The sequence below is a fragment of the Paenibacillus sp. FSL R7-0273 genome (genome assembly GCF_000758625.1).
Lineage (GTDB): Bacteria > Bacillota > Bacilli > Paenibacillales > Paenibacillaceae > Paenibacillus_AQ.
In genome coordinates this window covers 4,651,545-4,667,061 of sequence record NZ_CP009283.1, presented here as the reverse complement: position 1 = coordinate 4,667,061, position 15,517 = coordinate 4,651,545, and the positions used below count along the sequence as shown (strand labels likewise).

Sequence of the window (15,517 nt, the reverse complement as noted above, 5' to 3'; positions counted from 1 at the left end):
TGTGAATGAACCCGAACCAGATATGAATGTCAGCAAGGAGCTGTGGGGATATGGAAAAAGAAAAGGCGGCGGAGACCGGAGAGGTTGTATTGTCCGTTAAAGGCGTCCGCAAGAAAATAAGCCGCAAATGGATCATTGATGATGTTACGTTTGATGTGAAGCAGGGGGAAATCTTCGGTTTTCTGGGTCCTAACGGAGCCGGCAAAACAACAACCATCCGGATGCTCGTGGATCTGATCCGTCCGACAGAGGGGACGATTACGGTCTGCGGCTATAATGTCAACCGTAATCCGGAAAAAGCGCTCCAATTCGTCGGATCGATCGTTGAGAATCCGGAGGTATATACCTATCTGACCGGCTGGGAAAATCTGCAGCATTTTGCACGGATGCAGCCCGGAGTGGACGAGCAGCGGATTACTGAGGTGGTTGATATTGTCCGGCTCGATCAGCGGATTCATGACAAGGTAAGCACCTATTCGCTCGGCATGCGGCAGCGGCTTGGCATTGCCCAGGCGCTGCTGGGGCGTCCGCGGCTGCTCATTCTGGATGAGCCGACAAACGGACTGGACCCCAAAGGGATCAAGGAGCTGCGTGAATTCATCCGCAACCTTGCCGAAGGCGGTCTGGCCGTGTTCGTCTCCAGCCATCTGCTTAGTGAAATCCAGCTGCTGTGCGACCGGGTGGCGATTATCAGCAAAGGGCGTGTGCTGGCTGTCGGCGGTGTAGACGAGCTTGTTGCACGCAATTCCCCTTATGTGCTCTGGGACCTTGCTCCTGTTCCGGCAGGGAGGGCTATCCTGGAAAAGCTTCCCGGCGTTACGCTGCTTAAGCTTGAGGAGGTTACCCTCGACGATTCTGTAATTGCCGGAATGGGCGGAGGCTCTGTCATCACGCTGATGGACGAGACCCTGATTCCCGGCATTGTTGCTGACATGGTTAAAGCGGGAGTTAAGGTAAAAGCCGTGCATAAAATCAGCCCCACACTGGAACAGCTATTCTTGAAGCTAACGGAAGGTGAATCTATTGACTAATCTGCTTCCGCTCATCCGTAATGAGTGTACAAAAATTATCAAAAAGAAGCGCTTTTATGTTATACTGCTGATTCTGCTTGTGCTTGTGCCTATGTTTACCTACGCGCAGATGCGCGCCGCTGAACGGAGCCGGGACAAGTTCAATTCGGACTGGAGGCTGGAAATCCAGCAGCGGATCACTGATAACCAGAACTCACTGAGCAGTGACCGCATTCCTGAGGAATGGAAGTCGTACCGGCGGATTTTTATCCAGCAGCTGCAGTATTATCTGGACCATGATGTGAATCCCAATGAGCCCAGCGGTGTAACGTTTACCCGTGAATTTCTGGATAACTCAGTCTCCCTGTTCATTCCGCTGCTGATTATGGCGGTTGCTTCGGATCTCGTGTCCGGCGAGCGGACGACAGGCACCATCAAGATGCTGCTGACCCGGCCTGTAAAACGCTGGAAGGTGCTGTTCAGCAAGCTGGCGGCGCTGCTTATGTTCGTCTCTTTAATTGTGCTGTCCGTATTCCTGATCAGCTACCTGGTTTCAGGGCTTGCCTTTGGATATAAGGGCTTTAATATTCCGGTGTTTACCGGCTTCCAGCTCAGCGGGGATACGGTGGACATGTCAGGCGTGCATTCTGTGCCGCAGTGGCAATACCTGCTGATGCAGGGAGGGCTGATCTGGTTCGTTAGCGTCGTTGTCGCACTGCTTGCTTTTATGGTATCGGTGCTGGTACGCAGTACTGCCGCGAGCATTGTTGTGATGATGGCCGCACTGATCGCCGGATCCATCCTGACGAATATGGCTGCAGCCTGGTCGACCGCAAAGTATTTATTTATGGTGAACCTGGGGCTTACGGGGTATTTAGCCGGCACGCCTGCGCCGATTGAGGGGATGACGCTGCCTTTTTCACTGGCAGTACTGTCTGTCTGGGGGCTGGCCGCGATAATCATTTCATTCGCCGTCTTTACGAAAAGGGATATTTTGAATTAGAATGTACAAAGTGAACGAAAACGTTTGTTTGCATTTCAGAGTATGAGTAAGTGAGATAAGGGGGAGCATGAATGCTCGAACAGATCGATATGTTTGCAAAAGTCTCCAAGGACGGCTTAGCCGGCCCGACCGGATACGATGCTGACGACATTCAGGTGCTCGAAGGTCTGGTTGCGGTCCGCAAACGGCCCGGCATGTATATCGGCAGTACGAGTTCATCGGGACTGCACCATCTTGTATGGGAAATCGTGGATAACGCCGTTGATGAGCATTTAGCCAAATTTTGTTCCAAAATTGATATTTCATTACGTAAGGACGGTTCGGTAACCGTCATCGATAACGGCCGGGGCATCCCGACCGGAATGCACAAGACAGGAGTGCCGACGCCGCAGGTTGTGTTTACGATTCTGCATGCAGGCGGTAAATTCGGCGGTTCCGGCTACAAAAAATCAGGCGGACTGCACGGCGTTGGCGCTTCTGTCACCAACGCCCTGTCTGAGTGGCTGGAGGTCGAAATTTACCGTGAAGGCAAAACCCACCGCCAGCGGTTCGAATACTGGGTGGACAAGAGCGGCAAGGAGCATGTCGGCGAGCCTGTGACCGGCCTCGAGGTTCTTGGAAATACGAACAAGACCGGTACGAAGATCACCTTCAAGCCGGATATTCGCGTCTTTGCAAACGGCATATCCCTGAGCTACGATACGCTTGCAGAGCGGGTGCAGGAGATTGCGTTCCTGAACTCGGGACTGCGGATCACGCTTAGCGACGAACGGAGCGGACGCCAGGACGAATACTTCTATGAGGGCGGAGCCAGCCAGTTTGTCCAGTTCCTGAATGAAGGCAAGGATACGCTGCATGATGTGATTCATTTCAGTTCGGAGAAGGACGACATTGAGGTTGAAGTAGCGCTGCAGTATAACGCCGGTTATACAGAGACACTTGCCTCATTCGTCAATTCCATTCCGACCCGCAGCGGCGGAACCCATGAGACCGGGTTCAAAACGGCTTACACCCGTGTGATGAATGATTACGCCCGCCGTACACAGCTGCTGAAGGAAAAAGACAAGAACCTGGAAGGGAATGATCTTCGCGAGGGCATGATGGCTGTCATCAGTGTCAAGATGTCAGAGGTTGAGTTTGTCGGCCAGACCAAGGACCAGCTTGGCAGCGCCTCTGCCCGCAGTGCTGTCGATTATATCGTGGCTGAGAACATGGCGCGGTTCCTCGAAGAGAATCCGCAGGTGGCGCAGAGCCTGCTGAAGAAATCGATTCAGGCCTCTAAGGCACGCGAAGCGGCGCGCAAGGCCAGGGATGAGATCCGCAGCGGCAAGAAGCGCAGCGAGAGCTCCAATCTGGGCGGCAAGCTCTCACCGGCACAGTCGAAGGATGTAACCCGCACTGAGCTGTTCATCGTCGAAGGGGATTCCGCCGGCGGCTCGGCCAAGCAGGGCCGTGATTCCAAGATTCAGGCGATTCTGCCGCTGAAGGGCAAGCCGATGAATCCGGAGAAGGCCAAGCTGCTCGATATTCTGAAGAATGATGAGTACAAAGCTATTATTTCTGCAATCGGTGCAGGGATTGGCCCGGATTTTGCCGTAGAAGACAGCAATTATTCCAAAATCATTATTATGACTGATGCCGATACTGACGGTGCACATATCCAGGTCCTTCTGCTGACCTTCTTCTACCGTTACATGAAGCCGCTGATTGATGCCGGTAAGGTCTTTATTGCCCAGCCGCCGCTGTACAAGCTGACCCGCAAATCGGGCAAGCTGGAGACGGTGCGCTACGCGTGGAGCGATGAAGAGCTGCAGAATTACCTGAAGGAGTTCGGCAAGAACTTTGAGCTTCAGCGCTATAAGGGGCTTGGTGAGATGAACCCTGACCAGCTGTGGGAAACCACGATGAATCAGGATACCCGTACCCTGCTCCAGGTGCAGATTGAGGATGCCGCCAAGGCGGAACGCCGCGTCTCCACGCTGATGGGCGACAAGGTCGACCCGCGCAAGCGCTGGATCGTTGAGAATGTTGATTTTACGGAAATAATTGAGTAGGAATGGCCAATTGGTGGTCATTCAGCTCTGCAGTTTACGGCGGGATGCTCAATAACCCGCCTTTGCTTTAGCCATGCCGCAGATTCTGACGGCATGGTCTTAGCGGAAGTGACGATTGCTTCCGGTTTCTAAAAGCTTGATGATTAGAGGAACGGAGCAGAGTAAAGCCTGCAAGGCGGCAACGTTCGCCTTTATTCTTGAATTTCAACCTTGCTATAAAGATTCAACTTTTATACTTTTATTAGGAGAAGTGGCGGAAGGGAATTTTGGAACTGTAGGAGCGACTGCGACCGTCTGAAAGCTTTTCGCAGAAAAGCTAGCTACGGAAGCATATGCTGTCTGCGGATTTCAACCGCGAACAGCGGATAAAATCAGGAAATCTGCAGACAACAGCGGCCGGAAGTCCAAACATTCTCTGGAGTCACGGCAAAGCCCAAATAAGAAATCTATAAGTTAATCTGTATAGCGGACAATAATGTGGATTCGAGAATAACAGCGGTTGCAAGTCCAGACTTTCTGCGGAATGACGATAATCATCAGACTTTTTTTAACGGGATAGATTGAGGAACAGAAGGTGAGCCAAGTGAGCAGTTTATCAGAACAATTTTCGCCGGCTTTTCTGGAAGAGGTCGTCGGTGACCGCTTTGGCCGGTATTCCAAATATATTATTCAGGACCGGGCGATTCCCGATGTGCGGGACGGGCTGAAGCCCGTGCAGCGCCGTATTCTGTATGCGATGTACGACTCGGGCAATACCCCGGACAAGCCGTACCGCAAATCAGCCAAAACCGTCGGGGACGTTATGGGTAACTATCATCCCCACGGCGACTCCTCCATCTATGACGGTATGGTCCGTATGGCCCAGCCGTGGAAAATGGGGCATGTGCTCGTAGACGGACACGGCAACTGGGGCTCGATGGACGATGACCCGGCTGCAGCGATGCGTTATACCGAAGCCCGCCTGTCACCGATCGCAATGGAAATGATGCGTGACATTGAGAAGCGCACCGTGCTGTTCAAGGACAACTTTGACAACACGGCGAAGGAGCCGGTAGTTGTACCTTCACGGTTCCCTAACCTGCTGGTTAACGGCACAAGCGGGATCTCCGCCGGCTTCGCGACCGAAATTCCGCCGCACAACCTGCGTGAGGTGATCGACGCCTGCATCGCTGTGATGCAGAAGCCGGAGATCTCCCTGGAAGACATCATGACCTTTATTAAGGGCCCGGATTTCCCGACCGGCGGTACTATTATGGGCGGCGACGGCATTATGGATGCCTACCGCACCGGCAAAGGCCGGATCTACCTGCGTTCAAAGACCGAGATAGAGAATCTGCGCGGCGGCAAGCAGCAGATTGTGATTACCGAGGTTCCGTTCCAGATTGTCAAATCGCGGCTTGTCACCTCGATGGAGAACATCCGGCTGGAGAAAAAGATTGACGGTATCGCGGAGGTCCGCGATGAGAGCGGACGGGAAGGCCTGCGTATTGTAGTCGAGCTCAAGAAGGATGCCGATGCTCAAGGCGTTCTGGCCTACCTCCTTAAGAAGACCGATCTGCAGGTTACCTACAACTTTAATATGGTGGCCATCGTTAATAAAGCTCCCCAGCAGCTTGGACTCAAAGCGATTCTGGAGGCTTACATTGCCCACCAGCGTGAGGTAGTTACCCGGCGTACCCAGTTCGATCTGGAGCGGGCTGAAGACCGTGCCCATGTCCTGGAAGGACTGGTCAAGGCGCTTAACATTCTGGATGAGGTCATCGCAGCCATCAAGGCTTCCAAGAACCGCCAGGATGCCCAGAATAATCTCGTCTGGATGTTCGGCTTCAGTGAACGCCAGGCGGATTCGATCCTGACCCTGCAGCTGTACCGGCTGACCAATCTGGAGATTCATTCCCTGCAGAAAGAGCTGGATGAAATGATGGCCCGGATTAACACGCTTCAGGGCATTCTGAACAGCGACAAGAAGCTGATTTCCGTCATCCGTAAAGAGCTGCTGGAAATCCGCGACAAGTACGGCATCGACCGCCGCTCACTGATTCAGGGCGAGGTGGAAGAGCTGAAGGTCAGCCTCGAAGTGCTGGTCAACGCTGAGGATGTTCTGGTTGCTATGTCGGCCGACGGCTACATCAAGCGGACCGGCATGCCATCCTTTACACGCTCGGGCGGAGAGCGCAATGCTTCCGGGGTCAAGGACGGGGATCACATCGTAAGGCTGCTTGACCTGAATACAAGGGACAGCCTGCTTGTCTTTACCCGTAAAGGCCAGTACTTCCTGCTTCCGGTGCATCAGATACCGGAATTTAAATGGAAAGAGCCGGGTACGGCAATTGTTAACGTAATCGGCCTCACCAAAGGCGACGGAGTTGTAAGTATGCTGCCGGTAGGTAATCTGGATGATCCCGGGACCAGCCTTGTATTTGTCACACGCAAGGGTCAGGTGAAACGGACGGAGCTCAAGGAGTACTCAACCAGCCGTTCAGGAGCTGTAGCTGCCTGCAAGGTTGGTGAAGGCGATGAGATTATTAACGTGTCGCTAAGCAGATCTGACAAGGACCTGGTGCTTGTAACCCGTGAAGGGATGAGTATCCGCTTCAAGGAGAATGAGGTGAACCCGATGGGCCGTGTAGCCAGCGGGGTTAGAGGGATTCAGCTGCGCGAAGGCGACGAGGTGGTTTCCTGCTTCTGGGTCACTGAGGATGAAGGCGAGATTCTTGCTGTAACGGATATCGGCTATGCCAAACGGAGTCTGCTTGTGGATTATCCGTCGCAGAGCCGCGGCGGCAAGGGCATGCCAACCTTTGAATTCAAGGAAGGCAAGCGTGTGAAACCGAACGGCAGCCGGATCGCGGGGGCGTTCCATTGCAAGGAGCCGCTGGAGCTGATTGCAATTACCCGGGACGGACAAGTCCAAACCTTCTCTTCCGAGTCTGCACCGCTTGGCGAGCGCCGTTCGATAGGCAAGCTGCTGGTTTCCGTTGAGAAGAAGGACGAGATAGCTACGATTTTCCCGGCAATTAAATAATTAAAGCAACAGAGAAGATATTATAGCAGCGCGTGTACGGCTCTTACAGAGCGGGTGCATGCGCTGTTTTTGTATTTTGAATCAGCCCGCAATAGCTGGAGGAGCAGACCGTCACAATTTTTTATTTTTTTGTTTAGCAGGAAATGGAATTTATTTCTCGAATTTGTAGGTATACCGGATAGAGATCCGCAGGGAAAGGAAGGAATAAGTGTGCACTCCTCTGAATTCAGTAAAATCTGGCACAAAATCTTAAAGGATTACAAATTACATATGGACAGCAACCTTGCCCCTACACTGACTGATGCCCAGCTCACCGTACTGGAACTGCTGCAGGAGCGCGATGCGATGAAGCCTTCTGATCTGGCGCCTCATCTGGCAACCAGTCCGGCGGCGGTAACGATGCTGCTAGACCGGATGGAGAAGAACGGATTAATCGTGCGTGAGCGTGATGCTGCAGACCGGCGGATTGTCTGGGTGAGCATTACCGAGACAGGACGGAGGGAAACCACGCGCGGACTTAAGGTGCGCAGTGATTTTTTTGCCGAGGCGCTTGATCCGATATCATCGCACAACCAGCAGCTGCTGCTGTATCTGATGGGGAAGATGGCGGTTGCCCCGGCGCCGGAAGGCTCGACACCTTAAATACAGCACCCTCATAATAGTATGCTTATAAAAAAGAGGCCATCCGTCAACGGATGGCCTGTTTCTGTACCTGCTGCGGCCACAAACTCCAGGGATGAGCCTGCGGCGGCAGTGAGATCAGCTCGATATCTTCTTTGGTAACCGGATGCGGAAAGCCGACAACCGCTGACCAGAGGGCAATCTGCTGGCCCGGCCGGTTCACGGCGGCGCCGTATTTCTGGTCCCCGGACAGCGGACAGCCAATCCCGCTGAGCTGCACGCGGATCTGGTGCGAGCGTCCGGTCAGCAGGTCAATCTTCAGCAGGCTGTAGCCTTCAGCGGTTCCAAGCACTGTATAATCAAGGATGGCTTCCTTGCCGCCCGGTGTGCCCTTGCGGACGATGGAGACGGTGTTGGTCTTGGCGTCCTTAAGCAAAGTGTTGACCAGCCGGCCCTGGGAGGCAGGCGGCTTGCCGTGGACAACAGTCAGGTATACCTTGCGGAAGGCATGGGTTCGGACACTGTCGGACAGCCGGGAGGCTGCCTTAGAGGTCTTGGCAAAAATCATTGCCCCGCCGACCGGACGGTCCAGCCGGTGCACAAGTCCCATAAAAACATTCCCCGGCTTGCTGTACCGTTCCTTCACATCCTCCTTGAGCAGACTGAGCAGGTCGGGATCACCAGTAGCATCCTCCTGTACCGGAATGTTCACAGGCTTCACAATGCCCAGCAGGTGATTATCCTCGAACAGAATCTCAAAGCGGGATTGTCCGCCGGACGGCTCCCCGCCAGTGCTGCGATGCTGCGTACTCATGGCTTACGCCTCCCAGCGGCCCAATATTCCGCAAGGCAGGTTCATGCCTGAGGCTGTAATCGGCAGCCCGATTTCCCCGGAGGTCAGCTTGCCGCCGTACCGCTTAGCCATGGTCATATTGAGCATGTTCCGCAGAACGGTCGGAGAGATGCCGGTTGTGTAGGAGTTAATCAGCATAAAGAGCGGTCTGTCGCTCATAATTTCCATGCAGCTCTCAAGGAACGGGTAGAGGCTGGATTCCAGCTTCCACATTTCGCCGCCCGGGCCGCGTCCGTAGGACGGCGGGTCCATAATAATGGCGTCGTATTTACTGCCGCGGCGCTGTTCACGCTGGACGAATTTGAATACGTCGTCCGTGATGAAGCGGACCGGGCGCTCGCCGAGGCCGGACAGCTGGATGTTTTCTTTTGCCCACTGAACCATGCCCTTGGCTGCATCGACATGCACAACCGAAGCCCCTGCGCTGGCTGCAGCGACTGTCGCTCCGCCGGTATAAGCGAACAGGTTAAGCACGGAAATCGGGCGGCCTGCGCCGGCAATCTTGTCCATCATCCAGCTCCAGTTGGCTGCCTGCTCAGGGAAAAGGCCTGTATGCTTGAAATTAGTCGGGCGCAGATGGAACTTCAGCTTGCCGTAGCTGATTTTCCAGTCGTCCGGGATTGTCTTTTTCATTTCCCATTGTCCGCCGCCGGAGGAGCTGCGGTGATAATGTCCGTGCACATCGCGCCATTTCGCTGTTTCTTGAGTCAGCGGCCAAATAATCTGCGGGTCCGGACGGCGCAGGATAATATCTCCCCAGCGTTCCAGCTTTTCCCCGCCTCCGGTATCAATAACTTCGTAGTCTTTCCAATCGCCTGCAATATACATCATTAATCCATCCTTCAAAAATTCATTTAGACTTCATTGTACAACATTTAAGCGGGCGGCTACAAACAAAAAGGTTGCAAAGCTGCGACTATTCTCAGCTTGCCCATCTGCCGGCCGGTACATAATATTGCCGGAGTCTCCGGCGGGCAGGATTAAAAGTGATTTTGAACAGGATACGGGCAAATATGCTCTTCTGGCGCGGATGTGGCGGATTGTGTATGATCAAAGGAGCGGTTTATTAAAGGAAGGGCGGAGGAGGAGAGCAGATGTACAATCTTGCAGAGCTGTATTATCCGATTACAGCAAAGCCGGATGGTGCTGGAGAGCTGAAGCCCTGTAAGGAGCTGCAGCCGTATATCCGCTGCTTCTGGGGGAGCCTGTCAGAGCCGGCGGAAGGAGCGGCACAGCCGGATAAGCTGTCCGGACATCAGCCGGCGAGGGAGATTATCATCCCTGACACCTGCATGGACATTATTTGGGAGTGGGATGCGGATACCGGTGCTTCCGGCGGTGTTTTTTGCGGAATCAATGATACGGCCTTTGAAGTGGAGCGAGCTGAACCGTCTGCGTCCAGGCTGCGCTTTGCCATCCGGTTTCACTTCTGGGCGGTGCACCTGTTCGCGGAAGAGCCGCTCACTAATGTAATGAACTACTATGGTGATGTGGATGCCTATTTCCCTTTTTTCCGCAGGGAGCTGGGTGAAAGGCTGACGGCTGCCGGGACAATGGCCGAGCGGATTGCCATGACCGAGCAGGTTCTACTGCGCCGTCTGGAGCTGGTGCGCGGCAGCCACAACGGGCTGATGAATACAGTCCATGACATTTTGCGGGCTAAAGGGGTGGTAACGGTAAGCAGTCTCGGCAGCAGCAACGGCCTTGGCAGCCGGCAGCTTGAACGGCTTTTCCGCGAAAATATCGGCATTTCCCCCAAACAGACTGCTGATCTGGTCCGGTTTCAGAATGTCTGGAAGAGCCTGTACCGCCCCTCACCGCAGATCAGGAATCTTCAGGACCTGGTATATGCTTACGGTTACAGCCATCAATCCCATTTTAACAACAGCTTCAAAAAATTTGCCGGACAGACCCCGCTGGAGGCGCTGGCGTATGCGGAGCGATAAATGTCGTCTTTTTGCAATACAGGGAATTAGCCTGCAGTTACAATAAATACAGTAGCCGGACAAGGCTGACCACACATCAGGAAGAGAGAGTGAACCCATATGATATCGGCATTTGAAGGCATTAATCTGTACACCAAGGATCCAGCAGCGCTTGTAGCGTTCTATTCCGGCGTTCTTGGGATTCCGGTTCCGTTTGAAGGCTTCGGCAACGGGGACGGGGCGAAGATCGGTTTTGAGGGAGGACTCCCGGGAATCATTATCTGGGATGAGCACAAATGGGGCAAGCATACGACAGGAGTTGTTAACCTGGTCTATTCCTGCAGCAGCCTGGATGAGACGTATGCAGAGCTGAAAGCAAGAGGGCTGGATTGCGAGCCTCCGGTTACAATGGAATACGGCGGCAAAGAGATGAACTTCCGCGACCCGGACGGCAATGGAATTACACTGCTTGAGGGTGCTTATTAAGCCGTTCAGTAAATTGGGCGGTTTAAGCAACCCCTCGGATAAATATGCAAAAGCGGTACGCGGACAGGAGCCTTATAAACAGGCTGCTGTCTGCGTTTTTTTATAGGTTGACAATGAGAATCATTATCAAATAGAATGGAGATAATTCATTTTGGCTTTGCGGTAAATAATGGAGCCATCATATACTTCATGCTTAACATAGGGAGGACAAATCATGGCTAAGGTGCTAGTGGCATACGCCAGCTTGACCGGCAATACGGAGGAGATCGCGGAGCTGATTGCAGAAGGAGTACGCCAGGCTGGCGGGGAGGCCGTGCTGAAATCGGTAACCGACTGCAATGCAGATGAGATAAATCATTATGATGCGGTACTGCTGGGAGCTTATACGTGGGGAGACGGCGAGCTGCCGGATGAATTCCTTGATTTTTATGAGGAGATGGATGAGCTCGATTTGGCCGGCTATAAAGCGGCTGCGTTCGGCAGCGGAGATACCGGTTATTCCATATACTGCGGAGCGGTAGACCTGATTGAAGAGAAGCTGAAGGAGCGCGGGGCAGAGATTGCCCAGGACAGCCTGAAGATTGAATATGGCCCGAATGCGGAGGAAAAGGAAGCCTGCCGCAGCTTCGGACGCCAATTTATCGAAACCTGCGCGGCGGTTTCTTAGGCATGGGCGGCGCGGCAGGAAGCCGGGAGACAGATAAAGCGGAGACGCCGGAGGTGCGTTTCACCAGGCTGAATGATTTCCGCATGGAGCATATCATGCTGGGCGGTTCAGAGTCACTTGGCAGCGGTGCTGCGGCCACCGGGCTTCCGCGCTGGAGACAGCAGGTGCAGTATGCAATCGGCCATACGCTGAACGATTTCTACAGCCTGCAGCCTGCGGTGCGCAGGGAGACGCCGATTCAGTTTCTGCTGGAGCGGCGCTGGCCGCCCAAAAGCAGTGCTTTTCCGTCGCTGATGCATTATTGGGATGTAAAGACGGCGGTTGGCGATGAGCTGATGCGGCTTGCACCGGTCAATCATACAGGTGAGATACCTGTTATGCTCTATGAGCAGTGGCATACCCAGGTTCCGGAGCTGTCGGTCGAGCTGGCGATGATCTTTCAGCTGGCCTGGAATTCGGAGCGCAGCGGCCGCTGCCTGAACATTCAGAAATTTATGGTGTCCGGGCATGAGGATGTAATCACCGGCTTCCTCCATATGGCTAATGTGTTTTGCCATAAGGCTTACGGAATGCCGGCGGATACTATTGAAATCTACTCGCTGATGGACGGACGCAGGCATATCTTTGACGGGGCAGGCATACCGCTTACTGAATCACTGGATTATGTGCGGCTGCTGTCGGTATTTCTGAATCAGGATCATACCGCTGACCGGAACGTCAGTGTAGCCAGCCGGAGAAATGAGAAAAGTGAGACCGCCTACGGCGGGTTCGGGCTGATGTAGCCTGTACTGATTTGTGCAAAAATGCTTTAAAAAGCCACCGCCACCCGGTAACCTGCCGGGCGGCGGTGGCTTTTATGGTGTGCTACAACGAGCCTGTATAGCGGTAATAGTCCTGCCTGTTCACGATCACGAAGCCGCAGCTTTCATACAGCTTCAGCGCGTTCGGATTGTCCAGTGACACTTCGAGGTTCACCCCGTTGTAATTCCGGCGCTCCCTGTCGATGGTCTGCTGCAGGGCGCTTCGTCCGATCCCGAGGCCCCGCAGGTCCTTGTCCACGGTTAGACCGTAGATCCAGGTCTCGTTGTTATCTGACCAGAGCCGCATTTTGCCGGCTGGCTGCCCGTTCAGCTCGATGATGATATGCTCCTGCAGCGCTTCAAGGCTCTGCTCCTTAAATATTTCCGCCGCTTCTTCCTCGGTCATATCAAACCCGGAGCTGTCCAGCTTAATGAGAATGGAGGCTTCATCCTCGCGTGCAGGACGAAGACTAACGGTTCCGGCAGCGGAGCTTGCTTCTCCCGGACCCTGCAGGGCGGCAGAAGGTTCCCATTTCATCTGGTATTCGGCATGTCCGAACACCAGCGGCAGGCTCTTCAGGAACCCGGCACCAGATGCCGAGGCTGCGGGGGCATTCAGAAGCAATTCAGAGATATTGCGCTGCCTGATTTTTTTCTGTGCCCGCTCCCACAGCGATGTAAAGATGCCTCTGCGCCGGAAACCCGGCCGGACCATACCGCACACCTCCATGCTGCCGCCGAAGCCGTACAGGCCGATGAAGCCGACGAGCTGATCCTCCTCATAAGTCACGAGCCATTCTGTCCCTCCGGCTTCCGTGGTATGCTCCAGCATGTCCCAGTTCAGCTTCAGGGAGATTCCCTCATATTGCTCGCAGCGCAGCTGGAGCTCTTCAATTTCTTTTAATGTATGCTCAGTATTCAATCCGTTTCCTCCTCAGGTTGAGCGCTAACACGCTTCATGCTCTTCATGCTCCCAAGGAAACGGATACGCTTTTATGATGCGCTTCCGTCTCCGCTGAGCACATCGGAATATTCCTTATGCCGTTCGAACTGCTTGGCGGCATAAGGGCATTCCGGAATGATCTTTACCTGCTCTTCACGGGCCTTGTCCACCACTGCCCGCACCAGCTTCTCGCCTGTACCCTGCCCGCGCAGCTCTTCCGAGACGAAGGTATGATCCACGATCCAGTTCCCCGTAGCCTCTTCCAGCCTGTATGTAATCTCGGCAAGATCCTTTCCGTCACCGGCAATATAAAAACGGCCTTCACCCTGAACAATTTGTCCCATATTCTTCACTCCAGTCTTTTTAATATGGCTTTATTTTACTATTCCGAATGACAAAAAGCGAGAAGAGGAAGCATATGGATGTTTCCATTAGTGTCCAGCAGGGTAATTAAGAAACTAATTAGACCTGTATTTCTAACGGGTCTTGTTTCCATACGAAGTCCAGCAATTCAAGGCAGTATCTACAGAGGCGCTATTGGACGCAGCTAAGCTGACTGCATGTAAATTCATGCTGCAGCTCACCAAACTTAGCGTATGCTTTCGAAGCGAGTTTTGTCCTAAGAGACTCACGGAAGCCGAAGCTAACAAAACTACTAGGAGGAATTATCATGAATACTACAGTTCGTTTGACTGAAAGATCCGGCTCGGCTTCTGCAACGCGGAAAAAAGGCTTTGTACCGGTTGTCGTCTACGGTGCAGGTTCAGATACACAATCCTTTTCGGCGGATGCCAAGGCGCTTAATGAAATTGTCAGCAAAAATCCGCGGGCCATTCTCAAGGTTGAGCTTCCGGATTCCGGTGCTAAAAATGCGGTAATCGCAGAAATCCAGCGCCAGCCGCTCTCGCGCAATATTCTGCACGTAGATTTGCAGCAAATTGATATGAAGGCGGAGCTGGACACCAAGGTGGCATTCCAGTTCACAGGCGATCCGTCCGGTGTGAAAATGGGCGGTATCCAGCAGATCGAGCTGTATGAGCTCGATATCAGAACGCTGCCGGACAAGCTGACTCCGACCTTTGACGTGGACATCAGCAATCTGGAAATCGGTGACCAGCTGCTGGTATCCGATCTGCCTAAGCATGATGGCTGGGAAATTTTGACACCTGAGGATACGCTGATCGTGCGGATTTCGCCGCCGATTGCCCATGAGGAGCCTGCAGAAGGCGAAGCTGCTGAAGAACCGACAGCCGCAGAGAATGCAGAAGAAGGCAAGACAGAAGAATAAGATCCCGGCATACAGCAGGGTGTATAGACGGAGCAAGCCATTCCTTAGCGGGAGCGGCTTGCTCCTTTTTGCGTGGAACGGGTTCTGCTGCTGGGAAAGACCTGAGAAAGGTGCGGGAAAAGCATAATGCGTTCCTGTTATCAGCATTTACAACGTAACAGTGTTATGTTACGATGACGACAAGGAGTGATTACATGGAGGAAGATTTGATTTCCAAGAAGGAGCTGCTTGAGCTAACAGGAATCTCATACGGGCAGCTCTACCGCTGGAAGCGCAAGCAGCTGATACCGGAGGAGTGGTTTATCCGCAAATCGGTGTTTACCGGTCAGGAAACCTTTTTTCCAAAGGAACGGATTCTTGGTCGCATCCATAACATTATTAACCTGAAGGACGGGTTTTCCCTGGATGAGCTGGCGGATAAGCTGACTGATACGGCTGCAGTTAACGGGCTTGCTTTTACAGCCGATCAGCTTTTAGAACGTAACATTGTTTCGAAAGTATGTCTGGAGCGGTTCGGAAACATCCAGGATAAGATGAAGCTGTATGAGTTCGGGCAGGTTGTACATTTGTTCATGGTTGACTGGCTGCTCAGCGGAGGGGAGCTGAATCTGGATGAGGCGGATCAGCTTTATCACACGCTTGCCGAGCAGACACCGAGGTTTGGCGGGAAGGGCTGGGAGCTGTTTTTTATCCGGAAAATGGGGGTTAGCTTCTTTCTGCTCAGTACAGCACCCGCTGAGATCCTGCTCGATAGGGGAGCCCGGCTGGTAGTCCGGATGAGTTTTGCCGACTTAGCTGAGCAGCTGAACGGTAAATTGAATTTAATCTGAATTTATTACAAA

Annotated in this window: 15 protein-coding genes; 11 read left to right on the top strand and 4 right to left on the bottom strand. The window is 53.3% G+C overall.

Translation table 11 applies throughout. The features are described 5' to 3' along the window. Positions 1 to 50 precede the first annotated feature (50 nt). From R70723_RS20065 to R70723_RS20045, 5 genes are all read left to right on the top strand, one after another. Entirely contained in the window at positions 51 to 1,031 is a 981-nt protein-coding gene (locus R70723_RS20065) for an ABC transporter ATP-binding protein (protein ID WP_039874755.1), read from the top strand. Further along, positions 1,024 to 2,013, top strand: a complete 990-nt coding sequence (locus R70723_RS20060) for an ABC transporter permease (protein ID WP_039874752.1) — start codon at positions 1,024 to 1,026, stop codon at positions 2,011 to 2,013. Before R70723_RS20065 ends, R70723_RS20060 begins: the two co-directional genes overlap by 8 nt. A gap of 71 nt (positions 2,014 to 2,084) precedes the next feature. Further along, positions 2,085 to 4,067 (top strand): DNA topoisomerase IV subunit B, encoded by a 1,983-nt coding sequence (gene parE / locus R70723_RS20055; protein ID WP_039874748.1) that lies wholly within the window; start codon positions 2,085 to 2,087, stop codon positions 4,065 to 4,067. Positions 4,068 to 4,650: 583 nt separating this feature from the next. Continuing rightward, a complete protein-coding gene (gene gyrA / locus R70723_RS20050) occupies positions 4,651 to 7,092 on the top strand; it encodes a DNA gyrase subunit A (RefSeq protein ID WP_039874745.1) in 2,442 nt (813 codons plus the stop codon). A 210-nt stretch (positions 7,093 to 7,302) separates the two neighbouring features. Then, positions 7,303 to 7,734, top strand: coding sequence for a MarR family winged helix-turn-helix transcriptional regulator (locus R70723_RS20045; RefSeq protein WP_039874744.1), 432 nt, complete (start codon positions 7,303 to 7,305; stop codon positions 7,732 to 7,734). A 46-nt stretch (positions 7,735 to 7,780) separates the two neighbouring features. Here R70723_RS20045 and R70723_RS20040 read toward each other — a convergent pair whose 3' ends face one another. Both R70723_RS20040 and R70723_RS20035 read right to left on the bottom strand, forming a co-directional pair. Further along, positions 7,781 to 8,527, bottom strand: a complete 747-nt coding sequence (locus tag R70723_RS20040) for an RluA family pseudouridine synthase (protein ID WP_039874741.1) — start codon at positions 8,525 to 8,527, stop codon at positions 7,781 to 7,783. Positions 8,528 to 8,530: 3 nt separating this feature from the next. Beyond that, positions 8,531 to 9,394 (bottom strand): class I SAM-dependent methyltransferase, encoded by an 864-nt coding sequence (locus R70723_RS20035; protein WP_039874739.1) that lies wholly within the window; start codon positions 9,392 to 9,394, stop codon positions 8,531 to 8,533. 266 nt (positions 9,395 to 9,660) lie between these two features. Here R70723_RS20035 and R70723_RS20030 point away from each other — a divergent pair, with 266 nt between their 5' ends. The 4 genes from R70723_RS20030 to R70723_RS20015 all read left to right on the top strand — a co-directional run bounded on the left by R70723_RS20030 (position 9,661) and on the right by R70723_RS20015 (position 12,426). Further along, entirely contained in the window at positions 9,661 to 10,512 is an 852-nt protein-coding gene (locus R70723_RS20030; RefSeq protein ID WP_039874737.1) for a helix-turn-helix domain-containing protein, read from the top strand. Positions 10,513 to 10,611: 99 nt separating this feature from the next. Continuing rightward, positions 10,612 to 10,977 carry a VOC family protein gene (locus tag R70723_RS20025; RefSeq protein WP_039874735.1) on the top strand — a complete coding sequence of 122 codons (366 nt, stop codon included), beginning with the start codon at positions 10,612 to 10,614 and terminating at the stop codon, positions 10,975 to 10,977. 214 nt (positions 10,978 to 11,191) lie between these two features. After that, complete coding sequence (locus R70723_RS20020) at positions 11,192 to 11,644, top strand: flavodoxin (RefSeq protein WP_039874732.1); 453 nt, start codon at positions 11,192 to 11,194, stop codon at positions 11,642 to 11,644. 2 nt (positions 11,645 to 11,646) lie between these two features. Then, positions 11,647 to 12,426 (top strand): hypothetical protein, encoded by a 780-nt coding sequence (locus R70723_RS20015; protein WP_052421399.1) that lies wholly within the window; start codon positions 11,647 to 11,649, stop codon positions 12,424 to 12,426. 82 nt (positions 12,427 to 12,508) lie between these two features. On the opposite strand, the gene R70723_RS20010 is transcribed toward R70723_RS20015, so the two are convergent. Then, complete coding sequence (locus tag R70723_RS20010; RefSeq protein ID WP_039874729.1) at positions 12,509 to 13,366, bottom strand: GNAT family N-acetyltransferase; 858 nt, start codon at positions 13,364 to 13,366, stop codon at positions 12,509 to 12,511. Positions 13,367 to 13,437: 71 nt separating this feature from the next. Beyond that, positions 13,438 to 13,731 (bottom strand): GNAT family N-acetyltransferase, encoded by a 294-nt coding sequence (locus R70723_RS20005; RefSeq protein WP_039874726.1) that lies wholly within the window; start codon positions 13,729 to 13,731, stop codon positions 13,438 to 13,440. A 326-nt stretch (positions 13,732 to 14,057) separates the two neighbouring features. Here R70723_RS20005 and R70723_RS20000 point away from each other — a divergent pair, with 326 nt between their 5' ends. Both R70723_RS20000 and R70723_RS19995 read left to right on the top strand, forming a co-directional pair. Beyond that, complete coding sequence (locus R70723_RS20000) at positions 14,058 to 14,675, top strand: 50S ribosomal protein L25 (protein ID WP_039874724.1); 618 nt, start codon at positions 14,058 to 14,060, stop codon at positions 14,673 to 14,675. A gap of 194 nt (positions 14,676 to 14,869) precedes the next feature. Then, positions 14,870 to 15,505, top strand: coding sequence for a YhbD family protein (locus R70723_RS19995; RefSeq protein WP_039874720.1), 636 nt, complete (start codon positions 14,870 to 14,872; stop codon positions 15,503 to 15,505). Positions 15,506 to 15,517: the final 12 nt, after the last annotated feature.

Excerpts from the sequence above, each read along its gene's own strand:
- R70723_RS20005 (WP_039874726.1), bottom strand. The coding sequence starts at position 13,731 with ATGGGACAAATTGTTCAGGGTGAAGGCCGTTTTTATATTGCCGGTGAC.
- R70723_RS20025 (WP_039874735.1), top strand. The coding sequence starts at position 10,612 with ATGATATCGGCATTTGAAGGCATTAATCTGTACACCAAGGATCCAGCA.
- R70723_RS20000 (WP_039874724.1), top strand. The coding sequence starts at position 14,058 with ATGAATACTACAGTTCGTTTGACTGAAAGATCCGGCTCGGCTTCTGCA.
- R70723_RS20040 (WP_039874741.1), bottom strand. The coding sequence starts at position 8,527 with ATGAGTACGCAGCATCGCAGCACTGGCGGGGAGCCGTCCGGCGGACAA.
- R70723_RS20035 (WP_039874739.1), bottom strand. The coding sequence starts at position 9,394 with ATGTATATTGCAGGCGATTGGAAAGACTACGAAGTTATTGATACCGGA.
- parE (WP_039874748.1), top strand. The coding sequence starts at position 2,085 with ATGCTCGAACAGATCGATATGTTTGCAAAAGTCTCCAAGGACGGCTTA.
- R70723_RS20020 (WP_039874732.1), top strand. The coding sequence starts at position 11,192 with ATGGCTAAGGTGCTAGTGGCATACGCCAGCTTGACCGGCAATACGGAG.
- R70723_RS20015 (WP_052421399.1), top strand. The coding sequence starts at position 11,647 with ATGGGCGGCGCGGCAGGAAGCCGGGAGACAGATAAAGCGGAGACGCCG.
- R70723_RS20030 (WP_039874737.1), top strand. The coding sequence starts at position 9,661 with ATGTACAATCTTGCAGAGCTGTATTATCCGATTACAGCAAAGCCGGAT.
- R70723_RS20065 (WP_039874755.1), top strand. The coding sequence starts at position 51 with ATGGAAAAAGAAAAGGCGGCGGAGACCGGAGAGGTTGTATTGTCCGTT.
- R70723_RS19995 (WP_039874720.1), top strand. The coding sequence starts at position 14,870 with ATGGAGGAAGATTTGATTTCCAAGAAGGAGCTGCTTGAGCTAACAGGA.